The following is a 24338-nucleotide window of genomic DNA, read 5'->3' on the forward strand; positions in this document are numbered from 1 at the left end:
CCTTAATCTATTTCGTTATAAAGGCTGTCTCTCTCAACGGGCACGAAACCGCTGTTTTTTATAAGCGATCTAAACTCTTCAAGATTTATTCCGTTCGCGCTCTTTGCACCAGCTGCTGAGTTTATAGACTCTTTTTCTATCGTTCCGTCTAGGTCATTTGCACCGAACTCTTGAGCAACCAGTGCCAAACCTACCGTTGAAGTTACCCAGTATGCTTTTATGTTTGGCACATTATCTAAAACTATGCGGCTTATCGCCATAGTTTTTAAAATCTCGTTTGCCGTTATAGGATCTTTTATGTTTAAATAGTTGTTCTCTTTTTGGTAAACAAGCGGGATAAAGCAGTTAAATCCATGCGTGATGTCTTGAAGTTCTCTTATGCGCATCATATGGTCTATGCGATTTGCACGGCTTTCCACATGCCCAAACAACATAGTAACATTACTTTTTTTGCCTCGCTCATGCCACTTTCTATGAATCTCTAACCACTGTGCAGATGTAACTTTGCCCTTGCAGATATAATCACGCACTGCTTCATCAAAGATTTCGGCTCCGCCGCCGGGCATAGAATCAACACCGTTTTGCACCATGAGGTCTAGTATCTCATCGTAAGTTTTACCGTAATGTCTTGCTAAAAAATCAACCTCTGCCGCGGTAAGAGCTTTTACATGCAGATGCGGATATGCGGTTTTTATCTTTTTAAAAATTTCTAAGTACCACTCTAAACCGGTATTTGGGTTATGTGCCGAGACGATATGAACCTCTTTAATACCTCGCAGGGAGGCATCTTTTACGATTTCCATTATCTGTTCGTGCGTCATCGTATACTGATTTGGATTTTTTCTTGTTGCACTGTAAGCGCAAAATTTGCAAACATCCGCACAAACATTTGTCGGATTTATATGGCGGTTGATGTTGTAGTATGTTTTTTTACCGTGAAGTTTTTTTCTTATACTATCAGAGAGCTCGCCAAGATCAAATAAATCCATCTCATAAAGAGAGAGCGCTTCGTCAAAATCGACTCTCTCTCCTGCTAAAATCTTATCTTTAAGGCTCATAATTATTTAAGAGCCTCAAATTTCTCAAGCTCATCAAGCTTTTCCCATGGATAATCACTCTGTCCGACTTGTCCGCGAGCCGCAACATCGGCATACAAGAATGTCTCTTTTGATGGATAATCTAACTTAAATTTTCTCGTAATCCAGTTTGGAGTCAGCGGGAAGTTATTTAGTACAAACTCTGAAAGTTTATCATCATCTAAGCCGCTAATTACCGTTCCGTAAGTATCAACCGCAACTGAAGTAGGGCGTGCAACTCCGATTGCGTAAGAGATCTGAACTAACGCTTTTTTAGCAAGTCCTGCTGCGACGATATGTTTTGCAATGTATCGTGCCGCATAAAGTCCGCTTCTGTCTACTTTTGTGTAGTCTTTAGAACTCTGCGCTCCGCCCCCGATAGGTGCATAACCGCCGAAACTATCGACTATAAGTTTTCTCCCCGTTAGTCCTGAATCATGCAGTGATGAGTGAGATACATATTTTCCCGTCGGGTTGATGTGAATGATACAATCGTTTTTGTTGTATAGCTCGTCTGGAAGCCCTGCATCGTCTATAAGCTCACCTATGAGTTTTCTAACGCTGTTTATATCCATCGTATTTACGCAAGGAGCAGATACTACGATAGTGTGGATTTTTTGCGGTCTGCAGTTCTCAAAGTTCTCTTTTTTGCCGTAATCCATAGTAACTTGAGTCTTGATGTCAACACCTAGTTTAGAGGGATTTGCTTTTGCGTAGTTATAAACTTTTTCCATTAAAACTCTTGCATAAGTGATAGCACTCGGCATAAAGTTTTTTGTCTCGATGTCGGCATAACCAAACATTATCCCCTGATCACCCGCACCTGTTTCGCCGTCTTCTTGGTCAACACCTTGGTTGATATCGGGAGATTGTGCATTTAAAAGCACTTGAAGCTCTACATCTTCAGGATGCAGACACTCCTCTTTTGTAAAGTACGGATTTCCGTCATAACCAATGCCGACAAGCGCATCATGAACGATTTTTTTATAATCTTCCGTCGTAACTCTAGTTTTTGAGGTTACCTCTCCGCCGATTACTATATGTTTTCCTGCAACAAAAACCTCTGATGCAACTCTTGATTTCGGATCTCCGATGATAAGCTTATCAACTATACTATCTGCGATAATATCCGCACATTTATCGGGATGCCCCGGACTAACTACTTCACTTGTAAATAAATACATATATTTCCTCTATTATTATTAGATTATTCATCTAGTTCGAAAAGACATCAGGTTTAAAGACCGGGTGCTCTCCACATTGAAGTCGTGATGTTATCATCAACTAACTTCAACTGTGCTTCATATGCGCTTTGGAACTTTATTTTTATCTCATCGTAAACTTTTTTATTTTCCATATTAGGTTCATAAGTTCTATCCCAAACTACCAACTCTTTTGCCGCGCTTACTATATCTTTATATATTCCAACACCCACTCCCGCCGCCATGGCAGCGCCAAGTGCGGTTGCTTCGGTTACTCTGGGGATTTTGACTCTACACCCCGTCACATCTGCAACTATCTGCGACCAAAGAGAGCCTTTGCTTGCACCGCCTGCAAAAACTATTTCATCTATTTTTATGCCCGTAAACTCTCTTATTTTATCAAGATTTATGCTTGAAACTATTGCCGCATTTTCCTGCAGACTTCTAAACATTGATGCACGGTTGCAAATTTCGGGGTTTATGCTAAGGTTTAAAAAACTTGGAGCCGCATGGTACCATTTAGAGTATTTCATACTGTCCGAAAATATAGGCAAAATGCCGTATGAACCGACGGGAACTTTTGCAGCTTTTGCTTCCATAAGTGCGTAAACATCCACGCCCTGCTCTTTTGCCTCAAGCTTCTCCATATCGCAAAAGGCATCCCTAAACCATCTCATAACCAAACCGCTAAAAAATGTAATACCTTCTGCTTGAGATTGATTTGGGACGACATGCGGATTTACTCTTATGTTCATGTCAAGTGGTGGAGGCGTATTTTTATCTATGTTGACTACCTGCTGCCAAAAAGAGCCGCCGAGAATTGCAACTTGTCCGACCTCAACAACGCCTAAACCGGCAGAGCCGAGCTGAACATCTCCACCGCCCATCACAACTTTTGTATTTATTGACAAGCCAGTAATTTTCGAAGTCTCTTTTGTGACACTGCCCATAAGAGTTCCGACTTCCAAGACTTTAGGAAAAATATCATCCTTAAGTCCGACTTTTGCAGCCATTTCGCTGACCCAATCACGGTTTTTCAAAGAGAATATTCCAGTTGTCCCGCCATTGCTAGGATCCGTTGCAATAACTCCGCTAAGTCGTGCCAAAATCCAATCCCCAATCATAGAGATTTTTGCGACCCTCTCATAGATTTCAGCTCTATTATTTTTTAGCCATAAAATTCGCGGGATTGCCCCAAGTGCAAAAGTCTGCCCCGACTCTTTGTAAAACTCCTCTTCGATACCCTTAAAATTCTCTTTTAGGTATCTTACCTCTTTATCCGCCCTTGCATCGACATTTGCAACCGCCCAAAGCTCATTACCGTCTTTGTCATAAAGAACGATTCCCTCACGCATACTCGTTGCACTAAGAGCTGCTATATCCTCACCGCTTAGGTTTGCACTTTTTAGAGACTCTTTTATACACTCACACACAAGAAACCAATTTTTTTCAAAATCAAAACTCATAGAGTTTAGCACACCCTCTTCTTCTAGGTGCGTCCACTCTTTTTGCGCAACGCTTATCTGATTGCCCGACATGTCAAAGATAACCGCCCTAACACTCCCCGTTCCTGCATCTATCGCCATTAAGTAGTTCATGTTTACTCCTTATCTTGTTTTATAGTCCAACGAAGAGTTGGACTATTTTATTTTTCTCACTCTATATTTATTTAATTACAACACTTTTTGTAGCAACTATTTTTTTATCGGCAGACAAAACAACTTCTTTTATAACGAGTTTTTTAATAGCAGAGATAAAGGTTTCCATTATTGCATAATTTGGTTGATGGTTTTGTGTTGGCAGAAAAATATTTAATTCATTTGATTTAATCGTACTAAATTTTTCCAACATTCAAATCCCGTATTCGTTCAAAGTGTTTTAGATTATTGGTTATTAAAGTGCTCTTGTTTCTTATGGCAATGCTTGCAATCATCAAATCCATATCGGCTATGATATTTCCGTTTTTTTTAAGTCTTGATTTCTCTTTTGCAAATAACATAGCAGCCTCTTCATCGAACTCCAGCACTTGAAAGTTTTTTAAAAAAGGTACTATGATTTTTAAATTTTCTTCGATTCTTGCCGAGTTATAAGCACCGTAAAGAAGCTCTGCATGGTTGATTCTGGAGATGTAAAGTTCACTTGGAGGTATCCCCGAGAGTGCTGCTACTGCTTCTTGCTTGCCTTTTAGAAAATATATCAGCACATCGCTGTCAATTAAATATTTTTTCATTTTATAAATCTAGCTCAAAATCTTTGGAGTTTTTATCGCTTGAAATACGCTCTAACATAGCATCCGCATCAGCACTCTTTAATTTGCCAGCAAATTGTAGCAGTCCGTTTTGTTTAAGGCGATTTTCTTTAGAAAAAAACTCAATAGCTTTTTCTATAACATCTGTTTTAGTAGTATGCAGTTCGTTGCTTAATTGATTTAAAATAATAATCACGCTCTCATCTAGTCTTAAATTAACCGCTCTTTTCATTTTTCTATTCCTTGTCTTTACATAATTATATATTTTTTCAGTGTTTTTGTAAAGAATACAATTAATATCTCACAATCAAATTTACCCCAAAACTTCTAGTTCATCACTGTATTTATCTTCACAATACTGCTCATAGCTGCTTTTATAGATTTTATAATGCTCAGATGCCTTATGCCCGTCAAGCGCTGCTTCATCTCTCCAAGTCTCAACCGCAAAAAACTTTTCAGGTCTCTCTTTGCATTGAAAAATCTCGTAAAATACGCATCCGTCCTCAGCCTTTGAAGGCACTACCATAGCACTAAGAAGCTCTTTCATCTTCTCTACACCATCTTTTTTGGCTATAAATGTCACTTTTTTTGTTATCGTCATATCTATTTCTTCCCCGAAGTGGTTAAATTTTAATCTAAGGATTATATCTAATTACAATATAATATTAAAAAAATTAGGATTCATACCTTGGATTTAGTGCTGCAAATTGAAGATATTATAGAAAAAAACGGTAGTGATTTTGAACTCTCCAAACTCTTTAAAGCCTTTATAAAAGAGTATAAGACTTCCCTGCCGAAACTATTTGAAAAGAGTCAAGGCAAAGATTTTTTAGTCCGCCACACAAAGCAGTTAGACTCCATCATCTCTTTAATGTACAAAACAGTCCTAAGACGAATGTTTGGAAACTATCTGCCTATGAGAAGCTCTATCCCCATAGCCATAGTCGCTCTCGGAAGCTATGGGCGGGAGCAGTTGTGCGTTCACAGCGATATAGATCTGCTCATAGTTTATGAAAAAGTTGACGGCTTTAACAGCGAGTTGATTATAGAAAAGTTTTTCTATTTGGCTCTTGATTCGGGACTAAAACTAGGTCATAGAGTCCATGAAGTAAATGATCTCTTTAGTTCTAGCAATAAAGATATTACGATTAAAACTTCGCTTATGGAAGCTAGGTTTGTAACCGGTTCAACTCTTACTTGGCTCTCGTGTTCCAAAGAGCTAAACAAGATACGACTTCATAATCAAAAAGAGTTTATTCTTGCCAAAATCGAAGAAGCTCAGGCAAGACGAAAAAAATACCCAAATTCTATGCAGCCCAATGTCAAAGAGAGCGTGGGCGGACTTCGCGACTCCAACCTTATATTTTGGGTGGCAAAAACTATATACGGCATCACAAGCTTAAAAGATTTAACGGGAGTTTTGTTCTTAGATGAGGAGTACAAAGAGTATAGAGCGGCACTAGAGCTGCTCTTTCGCGTAAGAAGTGCCTTACATCTCATCGCAAACAAACAAGAGGATAGACTTCTTTTAGAGCGTATACCTGAAGTCAGCCATCTTTTAGGCTTTGTCAGCCAACAAAAAATGGTTACAAAAGTTCTTGAAGCACAGTGGCGCATAAGCAACTTTACTCAAATCTTTGTAAAAAAAATGACCAGATCTTTCATAGTCGATATGTCCAATGTATCAAAATTTAGAAAAAATCGTATCAGCAGAGGTATCTATGAGTCCGATGGCAGAGTTTATGCCTCTTACAATCTTGAGATTTTGCCGCTAAACAAACTCTTAGAGATTTTAGTATCGCTCGATGACAAGCCTTACCATTTTGATGCGGGGTTTTTAAATCAGCTAACATATACAAAAATCTCCTATCCGCTTCAAACAAAAACATACTCACTCTTAAGAGAGCTCTTTAAAAGAAAAAATATGTACAGCTTTTTAAAACTGTTTTATGATGCGGGGATACTTCATCATCTGTTTCACACTTTTAAAAAAGTTCTTCATATGCCGCAATTTGACGGTTATCACTACTATCCTGTAGATATCCACTCCATTAAATGCGTAGAAGCGTTAGAAAATATAAAAGAGCCTTATATAAAAAATATTTACGATGAGTTTAGTGATGATGAAAAATTGCTGCTAAAAATCGTAACCCTTCTTCACGATACAGGAAAAGGGAGAGTTCAAGATCACAGTGAAGTCGGTGCAAAACTTATAGTTCCGTTTGTAAAAAAGATGAAACTAAAAGATGAAGATATTGAGAGATGCGTAACTTTGGTTAAACAGCATGTAACTATGAGCAATGTCGCTTTTAAACAAAATATCCATAATGAAAAAACGCTATATAAATTTATGTCAAATGTTGGAGATATGAAAAATCTAAAACTTCTATATGTGCTAACTTATGCGGATATCAACGGTGTCGGCGGAGACACATATAACTCTTTTAATTCAAATCTTCTTATGGAATTATATGTAAATGCTCTTGAAGTGGCCCAAAACAGCGGAAGAATTAGCGACGCTACAAAAAGAATCAACATAGAAAAACGCGTACAAAAAGTTCAGGAGTTTATCCAGTTGCCAAAACTGCTGCAAAATAAACTTCTTAGGGTTGAATCAAATCTCTTCTTTTTTAAACACACTCCGCACGATATAATCGAAATCGCAAAAAAAGCGGCACAGACTAAAGCTTATGATTTTTCAATTCATACGGACGCTTCTCTAATTATAGAAATTTATAGAAAAATCCCGCTAAACATCGGTTATCTTTTAGCATCTCTAAGCCATCTTGATGTAGCGTCTATGGAGATTTTTACACTCTTTGACGGGGTAAAATATTTTAAAATAGAGTTTATAGAGCATGTTGAGAGCGATGAAGCGGCAGAGATAGAAAATATCATCAATAACGCTTTTGACATGAGTAGACACATAAAACTAAAAGATGTGACGATATACAAACATGAGATAAATATTGATTGTGAACACTCGCTCACACATGCGGAAGTGGCAGTAAACACACAAAATCAAAAAGGTCTTTTAGCTTACATAATGGAATGTTTTGAAGAGCTTGGCATAAATATCGTAACGGCAAAAATCCATAGCACGAAGCATAAAGTAAGAGATAGCTTTTTAATAGAAAAACAAAACGATATATGCAATAATGTCGCAAAAATATATGAACTACTTACAAAAAAAAGTTAAAATATCTGCCGCATAAAGCGGCAAGCTTTAGTGCCACAGCGGTTAGCGTAGCAAAAGGGACGGGTTCCTTTTGCGTATAAAATCAGATGAAGGGTTCCCTTCATTTTATGCAATAAAATTAAGGGAATAATTAAATGTGTGGGATTGTTGGATATATCGGGAAAAAAAACACAAAAGAGATTTTACTCGGTGGGCTTAAAGAGTTAGAGTACCGCGGTTACGATTCGGCGGGAATAGCAGTTTTACAAAACGGCAGCTTCCATAATTTTAAAGCGGTCGGAAAACTGATAAATCTTGAAGAAAAAACCAAAGATTTTGTAACGAGCGGTTTTGCAATCGGTATCGGTCATACGAGATGGGCAACACACGGAAAACCGACGGAGTTAAATGCACATCCGCATTTAGGCGAATTTTCTTATGTAGTTCATAACGGAATTATCGAAAACTATGCAGAGCTGAAAAAAGAGCTTCAAAATGAAGGAGTGACTTTTTTAAGTCAAACAGATACCGAAGTAATCGTACATCAGTTTGAAAAAAATCAAAAAACAGCAAAAAATTCCTTTGAAGCGTTTGCAAAAACCATAAAAGAGCTTCACGGCGCTTATGCTATTTTACTGGTAACAAAATCCGAACCGGATAGCATCTTTTTTGCAAAACACGGCTCACCGATGTTAGTCGGAGTAAACGGCGAGAGTGAGAAATATTTTGCATCCTCAGACACTCCTCTTATCGGACATTGTCAAAATGTCAACTACTTTGAAGACGGAGATTACGGATATGTAACTCCTAAAGAAGTAGCTATATATGACAAAAACGGAACCAAAAAAGAGGCTAAGTTTTCACCGCTTTTGCAAAACAAACTCTCTGCCCAAAAAGAGGGTTACAGATTTTTTATGGAAAAAGAAATTTATGAACAAAGCGTCGTGATTTCCGATACTTTAATGGGAAGAGTCACGGAAGATGGGATTATTTTCGATGAGCTTGAAAAATCTCTCTTTGAGGGCATAAATGAGATAAAACTTTGTGCATGCGGAACATCTTATCATGCCGCCATGAGTGCTTCATACCTTTTTGAGAGATACTCAAAAATAAAAACTTCCCTAGAAATCGCAAGCGAGTTTAGATATAGAGAGCCGATTATGAGCAAAGATACTCTTTTTATCGTAATCTCTCAAAGCGGCGAAACTGCCGACACGCTGGAAACTTTAAAGATGGCAAAGGCGGCGGGACTTAAAACTTTAGTTATCTGTAATGTCGATAACTCATCAATGGTAAGATTAGCCGACGCAACTATTCTCACAAGAGCCGGCATAGAAAAAGGTGTGGCTTCAACAAAAGCGTTTGCTACTCAAGTAACTGTTTTTTGGATGCTCTCTTTATATATTGCAAAACTCAAAAACTCTCTTAGCGAGAGTGAAATAGCTAGGCATATTTCGCTGCTTCGCGAAGTTCCCTCTCATGTAAAAGTGACCGACGATATGCATGAGCGCATTAAAAGATTATCAAAAAGATATCTTCACGGTCACGGTTTTTTCTTTATCGGCAGAGATATTTTTTATCCTCTCGCACTTGAGGGCGCACTCAAGCTAAAAGAGATTTCATACCTTCACGCAGAGGGGTATCCTGCAGGAGAGATGAAACACGGTCCGATTGCATTAGCAGACCCTGAGCTTTTTACAATCGCCCTGCTTCCAAAACATCTTCATTATGAAAAATCAAAAAGCAATGTTGAAGAGTTGAGTGCGAGAGATTCTACTATTTGCGCCATTAGCCAAATTCCGTTTGATAAAGCCGATGATTTTATAGAGATTTCTGCATGTAGAGACTATATGCTGGAGTTTTTTGAAATGATGGTAGTCGTTCAGCTTCTCTCTTTAGAAATTTCTATAAGATTGGGTAATGATGTAGATATGCCGAGAAACTTAGCAAAAAGCGTAACAGTTGAATAATTAAATGACGCGGTCATTGCGAGCCTCCTTAAGAGGCGCGGCAATCTAAAGTAAAAATATTTTATATTTCAATTCTTATTTCATACTAAATTTATATTTTCTTAGATACTATTGTCACAAAAAATTATTACAAAGCGATTTCATATGACGACAAAATCCAAACTTCTACTCATAGTTACCGTTATGCTTCTTGCACTAACGGCAGCAACAATTGTAAATACATCTCTAAATTTTAGAGAATACAGTATAAATAGCGCGGTTGAGAAGTCACAAATGGCGGCAAACATCGTTAAAGACGGATTAACCGCTCATATGGTCAACGGCATAATGGATAAGAGACAGTATTTCTTAGACAAAATTGCGACAAGCAACAATATAAAGTCTTTATGGATTGCAAGAGGGGAAAATGTTATTTCACAATACGGTGAAGGTTTAAATACCGAGTCGGTTAGAGATGCAATAGATAACGAAGTTTTAAGAACTGGCGAGAGCGTACAAAAAATTACGGAAAGCACCAGAAGTACAACATTAAGAGTTACCATTCCATATAAAGCTTCAACACCCGTCGATAATACAAACTGTATCTCGTGCCACAATGTTAAAAGGGGCGACACGCTTGGAATTATCAGTATGGAGTTTGACATAAGCGATATGCGAGAGAGCGGAATGATGACTATACTGAAGATTTTAGGAATCAATCTTCTTTTTATAGTAGTAGTTCTTATGCTGATTAACTACTTTGTAACTCCATATATGAACCTGTTTTCAAATATGCAAGATGGTATAAAAAAAGCATATAGCGGAGATTTTACACATGAATTTACATCTAAAGTCGGCGGAGACGCCAAAAATGTGGTAAGTCAAATGAATTCTCTGTTTCGCAAGATGCAAGAAACTTTCGGAGATATAAAACACAATCTTGCAACTTTTATACCGCAAGGCAGCAGCTCATCTAAAAATGACCCGCTGCATGAAGCAAAAACTATTATCAGTGAGTTATCAGATATATATAAATTCAAAAAGACTATCGAATTAGACGGCTCAAAAGATGAAGTTTACGGAAGAATAGTAGATATTTTAAAACTTAAATACCATGTCGGTCATTTTGCCTTTTTTGAGGTAAACAATGTAACTGCAGAGAGAAAACTGGTTCATTCGACCGATGAAAAAACGATATGCTTTGAAAAAACAAATAAAAATGCACTAAACTGTAGAGCATTTAGAACAAGCAGCGTAACTATCTCAACAGAGTTTCCAAACTTGTGCAAGGCATGTGTTGCAACCGATATAAACTATGTTTGTATCCCTTTTTATATCAATCATGACATCTCGTTAACAGTATCAATGACATCCGATAAAATTGAAGAAGTGGATTTAATGAAGAAAAATATTCCAAGCATTAAACACTATCTTGAAGCTGCAAAACCGGTTATAGAGAGTCAGATTTTAATGGAAAAATTAAAAGACACTTCTCTTCGTGACGGTATGACAGGACTTTATAATAGAAGATTTTTAGAAGAAGTTATAGATAAAATCATGAGTCAAGCAAACAGAAACAAAGATACTTACGCAGTTATGATGCTTGATGTAGACTTCTTTAAAATGGTAAACGATACTTACGGACATGATGTCGGCGATAAAGTAATCGTTGCACTGGCAAAAGTTTTAAAAAGCTCTATCCGCGACTCTGATTTGGCTATTCGTTACGGGGGTGAAGAGTTTGTTATTATGCTTCACAATGCAAATGATGAAGGTACGATGAGCATAGCTAAAAAAATTCACTCAGAATTTGCAAAGCTCTCTTTTGATGTAGGCAACGGTGAGCCTTTGAGAAAGACTATAAGCATCGGTATAGCAAAATTCCCGACTGACGGTGATACTATTTGGAAATGTATCAAATATGCAGATACGGCTCTATATGAAGCAAAAGATACGGGAAGAAATAAGATAGTAGAGTTCAGAGCAGATATGCATAAAAGCGGTGATGATTTTTAATTGAATACTTTGATTAAACCGAGTAAGCAACGCAGCAAGTGCGTCGCTATTTTGATTTTTAGTGTTTAGAGCTACAAGCACTTACACCAGGAGGTGTAGTAGGCTGAACGCTCTCATTGCTTGCTCCGCCTTGTGCATTTACAGCTTCGATAGTAGCCCAAATCGACTCGGCAGCAGCCATATAGCGTTTCGCACTTTCACTTGTCGGGTTCACAAAAGTAATAGGTTTCCCCTCATCTCCCCCCGTTCTTATACTTGGCTCTATCGGAATCTCTGCGATTACTTTTGTATCGAACTCTTTAGCCATAGGCTCAGATGTTCCTTTTCCAAAGATATCATACTCGACACCCGTATCAGGCGCGATAAAACCGCTCATATTTTCAACGATTCCGGCTATGGGAATATTTAATTTTTTAAACATATCTAGTGAACGGCGAGAGTCATCAAGAGATACTCCTTGAGGAGTAGTAACCGTCAAACCTGCAGTTACCGGCACGCTTTGAGCTAAAGTAAGTTGAGCATCTCCTGTTCCCGGAGGCATATCTATAACTAAAACATCCAAATCACTCCAGAGTATATCTCTTAAAAATTGCTCGATTGCTTTCATAATCATAGCCCCGCGCCACATAAGCGACTGACCCGGCTCCATGAGTGAACCCATAGACATAACTTCAATCCCGTAAGCTTTTATAGGAAGAACTTTATTTCCGGTTACTTCAGGTTTGATATCTGCAATTCCCATCATACGAGGAATATTCGGACCGTAAATATCTGCATCAAGAAGTCCTACTTTTTTACCCTGAGCTGCTAGTGCGATAGCAATATTTACGGATGTAGTAGACTTACCTACTCCGCCCTTGCCCGAACTTACCATCAAGAAGTTCTTGATATGCGGTGCAATGTTTTTACTTTTTGGTTTTGCAGCTTCAGGCATTTTCGGAGCTTTTATATTTACGCTTACCTTGCCTGCACCGACTGCTTTTAACTCTTTTGTCGCATCATCGGTAATTTGTTGTGCAACTTCCGGTGCACTTGAAGTAATCTCTACATTAAAACTAACATCATTTCCGCTGATTTCTATACTATTTACAAAACCGAAAGTTACGATATCCTTAGTAAAACCGGGATATAAAACTTTTGATAGTGCCGAATTTACAATATCTTTAGTCATATTTTACATTTTCCTCTATTGAATTTAATTTTATAACTCTACCATAATTAAATAAGACAAAAATTGTCCTATATCAATTAATTATGATTTTTAAGTTAAATTGCCTCTCTAATCTTTGCCTCATTCTCTTTTGCTTCTCTTGCTATCTTCTCGATTGCTTCAGGATTATCCATAATATTTTGAGTTATCTTGTATGAACAAAACTTCGGTCCGCACATAGAGCAAAACTCCGCCTCTTTAAACACATCTTGGGGAAGAGTCTCATCGTGGTACTCTTGTGCTCTCTCGCTATCAAGCGCCAACTCAAACTGTCTTTTCCAGTCAAAACGGTATCTTGCATCACTCATCTCATCATCGATATCTCTGGCACCCTTGCGTCCTCTTGCAATGTCTGCCGCATGAGCTGCTATTTTATAAGCGATAATCCCCTCTCTTACATCATTTGCATTTGGCAAACCTAAATGCTCTTTCGGCGTAACATAACAGAGCATACTAGCTCCATGCCATCCGCCCACGGCTGCTCCGATAGCCGAGCTGATATGGTCGTATCCGGCAGCTATATCGGTAACTAAAGGTCCTAAAATATAAAAAGGCGCTTCATGGCAAAGTTCTCTTTGAAGCTTCATATTTCGCTCAATCTGATTTAACGGAACATGCCCCGGTCCTTCAATCATAACCTGAACATCCTTCTCCCATGCTCTAAGAGTTAAATCGCCTAAAACCTTAAGCTCTCCAAGCTGTGCATCATCGCTGGCATCCGCTAAACATCCGGGACGGAGTGAATCGCCAAGAGAGAGTGCAACATCATACTTCGCACAAATATCTAAAATCTTATCATATGCCGTATAAAAAGGATTTTCTCTATGATAGTGCATCATCCACGCAGCCATTAAACTTCCGCCGCGGCTAACAATCCCCATCTTTCTTTTTGCGATTTTAGGCATAGTTTCAAGTAAAAAGCCGGCATGAATAGTAAAGTAACTCACACCCTGTTGTGCTTGGCGTTCCAGTACTTCAAGCATTACCTCTATGCTTAAATCTTCTATCTTATTTCCGACATCGTGAAGTATCTGATAAATCGGCACTGTTCCGATAGGAATCTTTGATGATGCGATTACGGCTTTACGAATCTCGTCCAAATCCCCGCCGGTAGATAAATCCATTGCCGTATCGGCTTTGTAGTGCTGAGACACTTGCATCTTCTCAACTTCGCCTTGTACATCCGAAGCAATTGCAGAAGAGCCGATATTTGCATTTATTTTACATCTCGCTGCTATTCCGATTGCCATCGGTTCAAGTGTCGTGTGATTTACATTTGCAGGAATAATCAATCTTCCTCTTGCAATTTCACTGCGAATCAACTCGGGAGATAAATTTTCTATTTTAGCGACATACTCCATCTCTTGGGTAATAATGCCTTTTTTTGCATAATACATCTGTGTTCTCACAGAGTCGTTTTGGCGTTCTTGCACCCATGAACTTCTCATTATTTCTCCCAATATAAATATAATTACACTTGTTATGAACCGATACGGTCAGTTATAGATTGAAAATATAGTCAAATAAAGTTAATCTAAAGTTAAGGGCACCTCCTAATTTTATTATTGAATATTTATCAAGATAAAAAAAGCTTTTGCAGTGTATAATTTCGTAACACTTAAAATTTCTAGGAGTTTAATTGTCTAGTTTGACACTTATTTTACTTGCAGCGGGCAGTTCAACGCGTTTTGGGCTAGATGTTAAAAAACAATGGCTCAGAGTTGGAGATCAACCTTTGTGGCAGTTTGTAGCTGAAAAATTTGAAAAAACTAAACACTTCGATAAAATTATCATAACCTCATCGTCCGATGACATTGAATTTATGAAAAATTACGCTGATTTTACTTTCATTGAGGGCGGTTCAACCAGACAAGAATCTCTAAAAAACTCTCTTTGCGAAGTAGATACGGAGTTTGTCCTTGTAAGTGATATTGCCCGTTCATGCATAAGTGAAGAGTTTTTAAACGAAATTATCTCTCATATAGGCAAAAGTGATTGTATCGTTCCATATCTCAAAGTTAATGATACTATCGTTTATGATGATGTAACAATTGATAGAGATAAAGTAAAGATGATTCAAACACCTCAGCTCTCACGCACGGCAGCTCTTAAGAGTGCGCTTTTACAAAAAGAGGAGTTTACGGATGAGAGCAGCGCAATAGTTGCAAACGGAGGCAAAAGAGAGTTTATTTTGGGCGAGAGCAGCGCTCATAAAATAACCCGTATAGACGACCTAAAAGAAGTACCGTGTCTAATTCCGCCCTCAAATGACACACTTAGCGGAACAGGTTTTGATGTACATGCTTTTGACGATAAAGGTGAGATGTATCTCGGCGGCGTAAAGATAGAGTCTGCTTACGGCTTTAAGGCGCATAGCGACGGGGATGTAGCCATTCATGCACTTATCGACGCACTTCTTGGAGCTGCAGGAATGGGAGATATCGGTATGATGTTTCCAGACAGCAACGATATGTACAAAGGTATAGATTCTAAAGAGCTGCTAAAGAGAGTCGTCACTAAACTTCGTCACTTTGGCTTTGTTATAGTAAATGTAGATTTAACCATAGCGGCAGAAAAACCAAGAATCGGCAACTATAAACTACCGATGAGAAAAACTCTCAGCGCTATCTTAAACATAGAGAGCCAAAGAGTAAATATAAAAGCTACAACAACTGAAAAACTAGGCTTTATAGGCAGAGGTGAGGGTGTCGGAGTAATTGCGAACGCAAATTTAAAATATTTTGATTGGATGAGAAGTTGAGAATATTAATTATAGAAAACGAAGTTTATTTGGCGCAAAGTATTGCTACAAAACTAAGTGAGTTAGGTCATATCTGCGAAATGTGTACATCAACGAGAGATGCTATAAAGAGCAATATTTATGATGTTGTTCTGCTCTCAACCAACATAAACGGACAAGATTTCAGTCCGATTATAGAAACATTTAAAAAATCGATTATTATTTTAATGGTTTCATACATTAGTAACGATACGGTTTCTAAACCTCTTTCGGCAGGTGCAAAAGATTATATTTTAAAACCGTTTATGATTGAAGAGCTGATTAGAAAAATAAATCACTATCAAGATTATGAAAAATTAAAAAAGAGAAATGAAGCATACGACAAGTATCTAACGCACACCTTCTCATCTCTTGTGGGCGAACACAACTTTGAGGGTTTGGAGTTTCCTCTCTTTATCTCATCTCCATATCAAAAACATGCAGACTCTTTTGCGTTTGAATATGCAAAAAAGAAAAATTTGCCGCTACATTTTATAACGCTTAGCGATATGAAAGCGATAAGCGAGATAGAATCGATTACGGAAAATTCGCTTATCTATATCATAGATCTTCAGATTCTTAAAAAAAGCGAGAGAAAAGCTTTATACGCCCTGCTTGAAAATAAAAAAGCAATTATTTGCAGTACGGACAAAATAGAAGACGACGAATATGAGGTCATAGAGATTAAGAGCGAAAGCAATATCTTTGATCAAGGCGAAATTCTTCCTATAGAAGATTATGTAAAATATATAGTTTTAAACTATCAACACAAATTTCCTGATACCGAATTATCAAAAAAACTCGGAATAAGCCGTAAAAGTTTATGGGAAAAACGAAAGAAGTATGACATTGTTAAGAAAAAATAAAACTCTCTTAATAGACAAAGAGGCGGCATCTGCACTAGAACTTTTAAAAGACGGCTTGCTCTCTCCCGTTAAATCGTTAATGAATGAAGAACAGAGCAAAAGTGTCCTAAAAACAGGACTGATTGACGGAAAATCTTTTCCTTTTCCTTTCATCTTGGCACCTTCGGGAAAAAGAAATTTAGAAGTATTGGGCTCGCTAAAACAAGGCGAAGAGATTACGATTCTTTTTGAGGAAGAGCCTTTTGCAACTTTAAGCGTTGATGAAGTTTTTCATATAGATCCAAATCAGAGAATAAGACAGATTTACGGAACGGACGATATCTCTCACCCAGGCGTTATGGCAACACTAAAGAGAATCGGCTCTTTAGCGGTAAGCGGTGAATACACGCTCTTAAATAAATCAAGCAATATAAATAAACAGATAATATCAGACGCAAAAAATCTTATTGACGCAAAACATACGACTGCGCTTGTAATGGGAGCAAATCCTCTGCATCGCGCTCATGAAAAACTGATTCGCCAAACGCTTGAAAATACGGATCTGCTTGTTATCTTTTTGCTAAAACCGTATACGGAATCAAATCTATCATACGAGATAAGAAAAAAAGCGCTTGATTTTTTCATAAACAATTTTTTAACAAAAAATCATGTAGTTATCGTACCGCTTGAAAACAGCTATCTTTTTGCCGGATACAATGAGATAATCATTGACGCCGTCGTTGCAAAAAACTACGGTTGCGATAAACTTACCATCGGTCGAAACCATGCAGGTTTAGGTATGTTTTACGACTGTAATTCAAACAAATCCATCATTGATAAAGTAGTCGGAATAGATATAGAGATTGCCGTTGCAAGCGAATATGTTTATTGCGATAAATGTACGACGCTTGTTAGTAAAAATACCTGTCCTCACGGGCAGCATCATCAAATATCTTATCATTCAAACTCTATTTTAGAGCTTTTGGAACTTGGTATTTTACCGCCTACGATACTTATGAGAAAAGAGATTTCAGCGGTTATTTTATCAAAACTGCATCCTAACAGATTTAAAAATCTTGAAAGACTCTACTATGACATCCTACCGATTGAGGGGCTTTTAGAAGAGCATACGGAGAATGATTTTTACTTAGAGTTGATGAAACTTTATCAAACAACATCACTGACATAGGAAAGAAATGAACTGGTTTTTTATAACGCTTGGATATAGCGGACTATCTCCAAAAGCTCCCGGAACTGTCGGAACTCTTGTTTCGCTTCCTCTTGGAATGTTGATACTTATCTATTTTGATGCACAAACTCTATTTTTAGCGACACTTCTGATATCAATAATAGCCATCCGCGAGATAAACAAATATGAAGCCTCAAGCGGTATACATGATGATAAACGAATAGTTATAGATGAGCTATCGGGAATGTGGTTTGCGTTAAGCGTTGCACCTGCGATAAGCGTAAGTTTAAGCGAAGTTACAGATTTTCAAAACGGTTTTTTAGTTCAAAGCTTACTCTCTTTTGCGCTTTTTAGATACTTTGACATAAAAAAACCCTCAATTATCGGCAGACTTGACCGTGAAGCCAAAGGCGGAGTCGGTGTTGTGGCAGATGACATCGTTGCCGGTTTTGCAGCGGGAATTTTAAGCGCTCTTATTTGGCAGGGATACTTACAGTTTCATAGTATTATTGCGTAACACTATATTGACAAGCAGAAAATCAAATTAAAAATTACACACTAAAATTTAAATTTCTGTGTTATAATTTTACTAGTTGGGACAAATAGAGAGCGGTGAACTCTCTATAAGCTTTTTAATATAATCGTTCTGCCAAAAGCAGAACAATCATAACAATTACGAGTGCTAGACGCATTGTTATATCCTTAAAAAAAGGCTGACCCTGTCCCACCTTCTCCTTCACAATACAATCAAACTAATCGTAACCGCCAACTAGAACTAAAATTATAACTGAAATTATCAATCTTTTTAAATCCTTAAGAAAGAACTTCTGAGTGAATTAAAAGAGTAATGCAGCTTCAAGGCGTGTGTGAGGAAGGATACTGTAGTATATGACGAACGCAACAACGCAGAAAATGCGTTGCTATTTTAATTCTAGTTACTTACGCAGAAGAATTAAATAAAGAGAGGGTCTTCTGATGGCTCTATCTCTTCAAAATCCTCTATAATCTGCTCAAACATCTTCATAGTTTTTTTAGCTTTGTCGGTATAATCATCAAAGATTGATTTAGAGTCGGGAAATGCTTCACCTAGTTCTTGATAGATTAAAATGCGACCGTTTATATGTTTGTTAATTTCACAAAAAGCCTCTTTTAAATACTCTTTTTTTGTTGTATGTCTAAAAAGAGCCTTAATCATATTTGCTCTCTCTTTTATAGGCAGAGATTCACCGATTTCCTCAGCAATTCTCTTTATATCAAGTCTTGAGAGATAAACTCCGCTGATTGCCGGTGCTAAAAGCTTACTTTTAAGTGCATCCACAAACTGAGGAGCAGGTTCTTCATCCTCTTTATCTCCGCTCTCAGGGTTGCTGCAATCATTGGTTGAACAATTATTATCTTTTACAAACTTATCAAACTCTGCTCTTAAATCACTTAAATCATGTTGGTTCATACTATTATTCCTTAATTTTATTTCATAAAATGAAGGAAACCCCTCATTAATTACTACGGTATCGGAAGTAATTCCGCTACCTACGCTAAGACCGCTATGGTCACTAAAGCTAAGCTCTATCGAGCTAGAACTTCTTAAAACCTCATATCGCTTTTATCATATTCTAAATGTTTTTTCTCTTTTAAATACTCAAACATTACGCTGCTTAACTCATCTAACATATCATCAAAGCCTATATAAGCCGCTCCGAGTTCATGCGCTCTTACTTTAAGCGGCGAAAACTCTTTTTTACTCTTCATATCCAAATTTATACCGCTAAGTTTTTTTATCATACTTAAAATATCCAAATCGGAGAAATCGACAATTGCATCATACGCAGAAAAATCCACATCCATACCCTCGGCTATGCGGTTGATATCTGCATTATCTATTTTCATATCAATAGTAAATTTCATCAATCTCTCTAAATCATTATAAAAATAGCTTATCTCAAAACCCTCTGCCAAGAAGCAAAATGCTTTGGCATAATCGCCAGTTCCGATAAGAGCTACTTTTTTTACGCCTCTGTTTTTTAAAAACTTTATCATAGCAAGTGGCGTAACTACATCGCCTATTAACTTTTGTCCGTCTCTTAAAACTATATCGCACATACCAGAAATTTTAACCGCATCCGATGAATCATCTAAAATCTCTACTACATTTTTTACATATTCACCCGAGATTAGTGCACCGTTAACGTGCGATTTTTTCATATTTACAGCGGTAAAATAAAAATCATCTTCTCGTATGTTCATAGGAATCATCATTGCGTCTTTATTGTTTGCCTTAAAGAGCTTATTAAGCGTTGCAGAGACACTGCTCTGCCCTGCACTCTCGCCTATAAAACCGTAAAGCTTTGTGTGATGAGATATCTCATTGCCGTTGTTCATCATACGCTACTATCCCCTTTTATACCCCAAAGTTCTTTGGCTTCTTCATCTTCCGCCTTACATCTGTAGCAGAGTCTATCGTTAGAGTTTGAGCTAAAAATCACGCTGCACTCGTCACATCTTCTTACGCTAAATTTTATCAAATTATGAACCTCCGGCTCAAAAAACTCTTTTAAATTATACGACGGCGATAGCGTAATCGCATCGCTCTCGCAAACATCGTGACAAGTATTGCACTTTATACATAAAAACGGGTCAAAATCTATTTTAGAGTTTTTTATATCCGAAGTAAGTGCACCGCTAGGGCAAACTCTATAACACATCTGACAGGCGGTGCATTTATCGCCATCAAGCAGTTTCATAGAAGTAAATGTCATCTCATCTGCTTCTACTATATGAAACTGTGAGGGCTTTTTCGTTCGTCTAATAGCCGTAAAGAAGAGTTTTCTTCTATCAGTTATGCGTTTTTGTTTTAAGAGTGCGATATCACTATTTTGCAGAGTATGTTCAACCAACTCGTCTGTCGCTTTTTGAACCTCTTTTTCAAACTGTAATTTAGTTTTAACGACATTTGCTAGGTTAACTTTACTAAAGAACTCTCTTCTGCTGCTCTCTTTAATCTCTTTAGGCTCTTCATACTTTACATTCTCAAGCTTTATGATTGAATCGCTCATCATAGCTTTTAACATATAAGAAGCTTCTTCATAGTTTCTCTCTATTTGAGGCTTGCATTTATGCGCAATACTACACTCGTCGCAATGTCCCATATCAAAAACCGTCTCTTTTTTAAGAAGAGCGATTGAGATAATGTTTTCAATATTTAAAGCAGCGATACAAGGTACATTTTTTCTACATGAGATAAGATTCTCACTCTCTTGCATAAAGTTAAAAAAGAAATCCGTCGGATTAAATTCATCCAAAGAGAGTGCTTCGTTTGGACAGAGTGCATCACAGGCACCGCATCCGACACAAATTGAAAAATTGATTGCAGGAAGAGGATTATTTGCTATGACTATTGCTTCGGTCGGGCAGATAACTTCACACTTATTGCACTCGCTCTCTTTTGAGAGCAGGCGAACACAGCGACTTGCTTTAAGCTGTATCATCTACGCACTTAATTCTTTGGTAAGATATTCGTTGTCACTGAGTATAAACTCTAAAGCCATATCTGCAACATCGTAATAAAGCGGCGTTCTGGCTTCATATTTTACATTTATAAGATACATCGGAGCCCACTTTAGAAGATGCTTGTTTAAAAACTCTTTTTGAACTCTTTTAAGCTCCATAACCGCTTCTGCATCATCATCTTCCAACGCTTTTGATTCAGCTTCCGCCAAATGGTGCATAAACTCCAACTCAATGCCGATGTGATCCGCAGAGACGGTGCGAGCAACCCCGTAATCAACCATAAAATCATATGCGCTATACATATCGGTTACCGGATTTGCTCCGCCTGTTTCAATCTTTTGATCTTCTCTTGTGTAAAATGTTTCATAAGGAATAAGATGTAAAACGGATAAATTTACAAAATCAGGATTAAAATACTCTTCTAAGAGTTTACTATTACTCTCTTTGTCAAAAAGCTCCCACTCTTTTAGAGTCGGAAAAAAATCCAAAATATTTTCATCATTTTTTATTAGATTTAGCATATCTTCATCCAACTCTTGAAGTAAAACACGAGATATGAGTGCGTAAATATTTGATCTTGCTTTTGTATTTTGCATAATATTTATTCTTTGTATTAAATTTTTGTATTTATCTCGTGATTTTATCCAAAAAGTCTGAATATATGATTATTTGATGTAAAACAAAAATGTTAACTGCATTATGTGTTAAAATTCATCAAAAAAAGGATATCCCATTATTTACACTTTCATACACACCATTCATATCTTCTCGGTTTTTATATACGGCGGATTTTTATTTGTAGATGTCCTCTTTTTATCTAAAATGCATCAAACCCTAAATGAAGAAGAGCATAAAAAAGCAAGAGAAGCCATTATGATGCATGTTAGAAAAGTTGTCCCGTATGCTCTTATGGTTGCAGTCGCAAGCGGCTTATACTTAATCTCTCAAATTTTTGGAGAAATAGAAAACGGCACGCTATCATACTTTCAAACTCTTCTGCTTTTTAAAGCATTTTTAGGTTCATGGTTAGGATTAAGAGGGATAAATCAAAAACTATTTAAAATAAATCCATGGGTTTTTAAGAGTCACTTTTTCCCATTTAGCTTAGTTGTTATGATTATTTTACTCTCACAATTTATGTATATGTAAAAATATTTTACAATTTAGAGTAGTTTTAAAAAAAAAACACCTAAATTGTGATAATATTATCCCACTTTTTTTAAATAAGGCGTTTTAAATGTTTCAGAACCTAAGTATCCACAAAAAAATGAATTACCTTGTAGGCATGATAACACTCTCCTTTTTTGTTGCTGCCATCTCTATATTTTTCACTATGAGCCATATTGAATCAAACTACAACCATCTGCATAAGAGTTCTATGATAGGCGGTTTAACAACTCTTGAGATAGAGAAAAATCTCAACTATACAAGCAGATTATCAAGAGATATTATACTTGGCGGCGATTATGATAAAAACATAGCGAATCTTGAGAGCACTATTAAAAAAATTGAAAATAATTTTAATTCGCTAGAGACTCTTATGAAAAATGATTCATCATTTAGTATGGTAAGTGAAGCTAAAAACTCAACGATGCTCTTTTTAAACAACACTTTAAAAATGATGAAATCAATAGATTCACAAGCAATCAAAAACAACAAAGATGAGATATATAGCAACTACTCCAAAGAGCTGACTCCGTTTGCAAACGCTTCAAGAGAATCATTTAAAAAACTTGTAGACTTAAAAGCAAAAGAGTTGGAAAAAGACTCCACAAACCTTGGATCTGAAATAAACTTTTCCAAATATTTAGCTCTTATCGTAGGTATAACAATCGGTGTTATTGTGCTTATTTTGGCGACAATCATTAGAAAATCTATAACATCAGGAATCAATCAATTTACATCTCTCATTACCTATGTAGCAAAAGGTGATTTTAGCCATAAATCAAGCACCATAAACGATGAGACGGAGCTTGGAATTATGGGTAGCGCCCTCTCTAAGCTTATAAACCACACGGAGGATTTGATAAACGAAATTAATAGAACTATAACAGATGCTTCTAAAGGAGTTTTCACGCATCAAATATCTTCGGAGGGTATGGATGGAGAGTTTGTTAAAGCGATTGAAAGTGTTAGAAAAAGCATAGAATTTATGAAAGAACAAAATGCCAAAGCACAAAGAGACGTCTTTAACTCAAAAATCAGTACAAGAAGTGTTAGAGTTTCAGAATCGCTTTCACTGATTATTTCTGATTTAAGCGCAAATATTAACGACTTAAAAACAATTACGAATGCGACAAAAGAGTCTTCTGAATCAGCAAATAATTCTCGCAATGACATAACTGAAATCGTAAATGAGTTAAATGCCCTAAACGAGCAGGTAAACATAAATAATCATAGCATTGGCGAGATAGCAAATCAGGCAAACGAAATTACATCCGTTATACAGCTTATCACGGATATAGCAGATCAGACAAATCTTCTCGCACTTAATGCCGCAATTGAAGCTGCACGCGCAGGAGAACACGGAAGAGGGTTTGCCGTTGTTGCAGATGAAGTAAGAAAGCTTGCAGAGAGAACGCATAAAGCAACCGGTGAAATTTCTATCTCTATCAAATCTCTTCAACAAGATATGAGTGAGATTCAGACAAGTTCCGACATTATGAAAAGCACCGTAGAAGGCTCAACGCAAAAGATAAGCGGATTTGAAGATACTCTTATCGAATTAAGCAACAACTCTTCAAAAATGGTTAACTACTCATATGCGATGGAAAACAGCATCTTTATAGTTCTTGCAAAACTTGAGCATATTTTATATAAATCTCGTGTTTACAACTCTATAATATCATTAAAAATGTTTGAGCCGCAAAATACTCATCAGTGCGATTTAGGTGTTTGGTATGAAGGAGAAGGAAAAAGAAGATTTAATGAAACCTCATCATACGCAAGAATAGCTACTCCGCATGAAGTAGTTCATAAAAATGCAAATCAAAATCTTCTATATTTAAGCAAAAATCCGCAAGAAGATACGCTTGCAAACGATAGCGTAATTATAAACAATTTTGACGCTATGGAAAATGCTTCTACAGAACTCTTTAGCCTACTAGACAGTATGCTCACAGAGTCTAAATAGACTCAT

The 24338-nt window shown here is 37.1% G+C and carries 22 protein-coding genes; 9 read left to right on the plus strand and 13 right to left on the minus strand.

Annotated features, from left to right (window positions below):
* Nucleotides 1-2: 2 nt before the first annotated feature.
* The 7 genes from mqnE to PHQ93_RS08610 form a co-directional block, all read right to left on the minus strand.
* Entirely contained in the window at nucleotides 3-1058 is a 1056-nt protein-coding gene (gene mqnE / locus PHQ93_RS08580) for an aminofutalosine synthase MqnE (protein WP_299943140.1), read from the minus strand.
* A 2-nt stretch (nucleotides 1059-1060) separates the two neighbouring features.
* Nucleotides 1061-2260, minus strand: a complete 1200-nt coding sequence (gene metK, locus PHQ93_RS08585) for a methionine adenosyltransferase (RefSeq protein ID WP_299943142.1) — start codon at nucleotides 2258-2260, stop codon at nucleotides 1061-1063.
* Between the two features lie 53 nt (nucleotides 2261-2313).
* Entirely contained in the window at nucleotides 2314-3876 is a 1563-nt protein-coding gene (gene lsrK, locus PHQ93_RS08590; protein WP_299943144.1) for an autoinducer-2 kinase, read from the minus strand.
* Nucleotides 3877-3943: 67 nt separating this feature from the next.
* Nucleotides 3944-4129: a hypothetical protein gene (locus PHQ93_RS08595; protein ID WP_299943146.1), complete on the minus strand. Its 186-nt coding sequence runs from the start codon at nucleotides 4127-4129 to the stop codon at nucleotides 3944-3946.
* Nucleotides 4113-4508 carry a PIN domain-containing protein gene (locus PHQ93_RS08600; RefSeq protein ID WP_299943148.1) on the minus strand — a complete coding sequence of 132 codons (396 nt, stop codon included), beginning with the start codon at nucleotides 4506-4508 and terminating at the stop codon, nucleotides 4113-4115. Before PHQ93_RS08600 ends, PHQ93_RS08595 begins: the two co-directional genes overlap by 17 nt.
* 1 nt (nucleotide 4509) lies before the next feature.
* Complete coding sequence (locus PHQ93_RS08605) at nucleotides 4510-4758, minus strand: hypothetical protein (RefSeq protein ID WP_299943150.1); 249 nt, start codon at nucleotides 4756-4758, stop codon at nucleotides 4510-4512.
* 81 nt (nucleotides 4759-4839) lie between these two features.
* Nucleotides 4840-5127, minus strand: coding sequence for a putative quinol monooxygenase (locus PHQ93_RS08610; RefSeq protein ID WP_299943152.1), 288 nt, complete (start codon nucleotides 5125-5127; stop codon nucleotides 4840-4842).
* 96 nt (nucleotides 5128-5223) lie between these two features.
* On the opposite strand from PHQ93_RS08610, the gene PHQ93_RS08615 reads away from it, so the two are divergent.
* The 3 genes from PHQ93_RS08615 to PHQ93_RS08625 all read left to right on the plus strand — a co-directional run bounded on the left by PHQ93_RS08615 (nucleotide 5224) and on the right by PHQ93_RS08625 (nucleotide 11669).
* The gene (locus PHQ93_RS08615) at nucleotides 5224-7725 is read left to right on the plus strand and encodes an HD domain-containing protein (protein ID WP_299943300.1); all 2502 of its coding nucleotides are present in this window, start codon (nucleotides 5224-5226) and stop codon (nucleotides 7723-7725) included.
* Nucleotides 7726-7859: 134 nt separating this feature from the next.
* Nucleotides 7860-9674: a glutamine--fructose-6-phosphate transaminase (isomerizing) gene (gene glmS, locus PHQ93_RS08620; protein ID WP_299943154.1), complete on the plus strand. Its 1815-nt coding sequence runs from the start codon at nucleotides 7860-7862 to the stop codon at nucleotides 9672-9674.
* A 144-nt stretch (nucleotides 9675-9818) separates the two neighbouring features.
* The gene (locus PHQ93_RS08625; RefSeq protein ID WP_299943156.1) at nucleotides 9819-11669 is read left to right on the plus strand and encodes a GGDEF domain-containing protein; all 1851 of its coding nucleotides are present in this window, start codon (nucleotides 9819-9821) and stop codon (nucleotides 11667-11669) included.
* A gap of 58 nt (nucleotides 11670-11727) precedes the next feature.
* Here the strand turns inward: PHQ93_RS08625 and PHQ93_RS08630 are convergent, their stop codons facing one another.
* A complete protein-coding gene (locus PHQ93_RS08630; RefSeq protein ID WP_299943159.1) occupies nucleotides 11728-12840 on the minus strand; it encodes an Mrp/NBP35 family ATP-binding protein in 1113 nt (370 codons plus the stop codon).
* A gap of 95 nt (nucleotides 12841-12935) precedes the next feature.
* Complete coding sequence (gene thiC / locus PHQ93_RS08635) at nucleotides 12936-14327, minus strand: phosphomethylpyrimidine synthase ThiC (RefSeq protein ID WP_299943161.1); 1392 nt, start codon at nucleotides 14325-14327, stop codon at nucleotides 12936-12938.
* Nucleotides 14328-14518: 191 nt separating this feature from the next.
* Between thiC and PHQ93_RS08640 the strand changes: the two genes are divergently transcribed.
* The 4 genes from PHQ93_RS08640 to PHQ93_RS08655 are packed head-to-tail and all read left to right on the plus strand — an operon-like array spanning nucleotide 14519 to nucleotide 18209.
* Nucleotides 14519-15640, plus strand: coding sequence for a bifunctional 2-C-methyl-D-erythritol 4-phosphate cytidylyltransferase/2-C-methyl-D-erythritol 2,4-cyclodiphosphate synthase (locus PHQ93_RS08640; RefSeq protein ID WP_299943162.1), 1122 nt, complete (start codon nucleotides 14519-14521; stop codon nucleotides 15638-15640).
* Nucleotides 15637-16524 carry a response regulator gene (locus PHQ93_RS08645; RefSeq protein ID WP_299943163.1) on the plus strand — a complete coding sequence of 296 codons (888 nt, stop codon included), beginning with the start codon at nucleotides 15637-15639 and terminating at the stop codon, nucleotides 16522-16524. Before PHQ93_RS08640 ends, PHQ93_RS08645 begins: the two co-directional genes overlap by 4 nt.
* Nucleotides 16502-17692 carry a sulfate adenylyltransferase gene (locus tag PHQ93_RS08650; RefSeq protein WP_299943164.1) on the plus strand — a complete coding sequence of 397 codons (1191 nt, stop codon included), beginning with the start codon at nucleotides 16502-16504 and terminating at the stop codon, nucleotides 17690-17692. Before PHQ93_RS08645 ends, PHQ93_RS08650 begins: the two co-directional genes overlap by 23 nt.
* A gap of 7 nt (nucleotides 17693-17699) precedes the next feature.
* Complete coding sequence (locus tag PHQ93_RS08655) at nucleotides 17700-18209, plus strand: phosphatidylglycerophosphatase A (protein ID WP_299943165.1); 510 nt, start codon at nucleotides 17700-17702, stop codon at nucleotides 18207-18209.
* A 435-nt stretch (nucleotides 18210-18644) separates the two neighbouring features.
* Here the strand turns inward: PHQ93_RS08655 and PHQ93_RS08660 are convergent, their stop codons facing one another.
* The 4 genes from PHQ93_RS08660 to PHQ93_RS08675 all read right to left on the minus strand — a co-directional run bounded on the left by PHQ93_RS08660 (nucleotide 18645) and on the right by PHQ93_RS08675 (nucleotide 21795).
* Nucleotides 18645-19142: a hypothetical protein gene (locus PHQ93_RS08660; protein ID WP_299943166.1), complete on the minus strand. Its 498-nt coding sequence runs from the start codon at nucleotides 19140-19142 to the stop codon at nucleotides 18645-18647.
* A gap of 134 nt (nucleotides 19143-19276) precedes the next feature.
* A complete protein-coding gene (locus PHQ93_RS08665) occupies nucleotides 19277-20074 on the minus strand; it encodes a hypothetical protein (protein ID WP_299943167.1) in 798 nt (265 codons plus the stop codon).
* Nucleotides 20071-21177: a 4Fe-4S binding protein gene (locus PHQ93_RS08670; protein WP_299943168.1), complete on the minus strand. Its 1107-nt coding sequence runs from the start codon at nucleotides 21175-21177 to the stop codon at nucleotides 20071-20073. Before PHQ93_RS08670 ends, PHQ93_RS08665 begins: the two co-directional genes overlap by 4 nt.
* Nucleotides 21178-21795, minus strand: a complete 618-nt coding sequence (locus PHQ93_RS08675) for a molecular chaperone TorD family protein (RefSeq protein WP_299943170.1) — start codon at nucleotides 21793-21795, stop codon at nucleotides 21178-21180.
* Nucleotides 21796-22021: 226 nt separating this feature from the next.
* Between PHQ93_RS08675 and PHQ93_RS08680 the strand changes: the two genes are divergently transcribed.
* Together PHQ93_RS08680 and PHQ93_RS08685 are read left to right on the plus strand one after the other, a co-directional pair.
* Nucleotides 22022-22348 carry a hypothetical protein gene (locus PHQ93_RS08680; protein WP_299943171.1) on the plus strand — a complete coding sequence of 109 codons (327 nt, stop codon included), beginning with the start codon at nucleotides 22022-22024 and terminating at the stop codon, nucleotides 22346-22348.
* An 88-nt stretch (nucleotides 22349-22436) separates the two neighbouring features.
* On the plus strand, nucleotides 22437-24332 hold the full coding sequence (locus tag PHQ93_RS08685; protein ID WP_299943172.1) for a methyl-accepting chemotaxis protein: 1896 nt from the start codon (nucleotides 22437-22439) through the stop codon (nucleotides 24330-24332).
* Nucleotides 24333-24338: the final 6 nt, after the last annotated feature.

The organism is Sulfurimonas sp., assembly GCF_028714975.1.
GTDB lineage: Bacteria > Campylobacterota > Campylobacteria > Campylobacterales > Sulfurimonadaceae > Sulfurimonas.

What these genes read in the sequence shown, in the direction of transcription:
- lsrK (WP_299943144.1), bottom strand. Translation starts at nt 3,876, where the DNA reads ATGAACTACTTAATGGCGATAGATGCAGGAACGGGGAGTGTTAGGGCG.
- thiC (WP_299943161.1), bottom strand. Translation starts at nt 14,327, where the DNA reads ATGAGAAGTTCATGGGTGCAAGAACGCCAAAACGACTCTGTGAGAACA.
- PHQ93_RS08600 (WP_299943148.1), bottom strand. Translation starts at nt 4,508, where the DNA reads ATGAAAAAATATTTAATTGACAGCGATGTGCTGATATATTTTCTAAAA.
- PHQ93_RS08680 (WP_299943171.1), top strand. Translation starts at nt 22,022, where the DNA reads ATGCATCAAACCCTAAATGAAGAAGAGCATAAAAAAGCAAGAGAAGCC.
- PHQ93_RS08650 (WP_299943164.1), top strand. Translation starts at nt 16,502, where the DNA reads ATGACATTGTTAAGAAAAAATAAAACTCTCTTAATAGACAAAGAGGCG.
- PHQ93_RS08610 (WP_299943152.1), bottom strand. Translation starts at nt 5,127, where the DNA reads ATGACGATAACAAAAAAAGTGACATTTATAGCCAAAAAAGATGGTGTA.
- mqnE (WP_299943140.1), bottom strand. Translation starts at nt 1,058, where the DNA reads ATGAGCCTTAAAGATAAGATTTTAGCAGGAGAGAGAGTCGATTTTGAC.
- PHQ93_RS08595 (WP_299943146.1), bottom strand. Translation starts at nt 4,129, where the DNA reads ATGTTGGAAAAATTTAGTACGATTAAATCAAATGAATTAAATATTTTT.
- PHQ93_RS08625 (WP_299943156.1), top strand. Translation starts at nt 9,819, where the DNA reads ATGACGACAAAATCCAAACTTCTACTCATAGTTACCGTTATGCTTCTT.
- glmS (WP_299943154.1), top strand. Translation starts at nt 7,860, where the DNA reads ATGTGTGGGATTGTTGGATATATCGGGAAAAAAAACACAAAAGAGATT.
- PHQ93_RS08665 (WP_299943167.1), bottom strand. Translation starts at nt 20,074, where the DNA reads ATGATGAACAACGGCAATGAGATATCTCATCACACAAAGCTTTACGGT.
- PHQ93_RS08685 (WP_299943172.1), top strand. Translation starts at nt 22,437, where the DNA reads ATGTTTCAGAACCTAAGTATCCACAAAAAAATGAATTACCTTGTAGGC.
- PHQ93_RS08655 (WP_299943165.1), top strand. Translation starts at nt 17,700, where the DNA reads ATGAACTGGTTTTTTATAACGCTTGGATATAGCGGACTATCTCCAAAA.
- PHQ93_RS08660 (WP_299943166.1), bottom strand. Translation starts at nt 19,142, where the DNA reads ATGAACCAACATGATTTAAGTGATTTAAGAGCAGAGTTTGATAAGTTT.
- PHQ93_RS08670 (WP_299943168.1), bottom strand. Translation starts at nt 21,177, where the DNA reads ATGATACAGCTTAAAGCAAGTCGCTGTGTTCGCCTGCTCTCAAAAGAG.
- metK (WP_299943142.1), bottom strand. Translation starts at nt 2,260, where the DNA reads ATGTATTTATTTACAAGTGAAGTAGTTAGTCCGGGGCATCCCGATAAA.
- PHQ93_RS08605 (WP_299943150.1), bottom strand. Translation starts at nt 4,758, where the DNA reads ATGAAAAGAGCGGTTAATTTAAGACTAGATGAGAGCGTGATTATTATT.
- PHQ93_RS08630 (WP_299943159.1), bottom strand. Translation starts at nt 12,840, where the DNA reads ATGACTAAAGATATTGTAAATTCGGCACTATCAAAAGTTTTATATCCC.
- PHQ93_RS08675 (WP_299943170.1), bottom strand. Translation starts at nt 21,795, where the DNA reads ATGCAAAATACAAAAGCAAGATCAAATATTTACGCACTCATATCTCGT.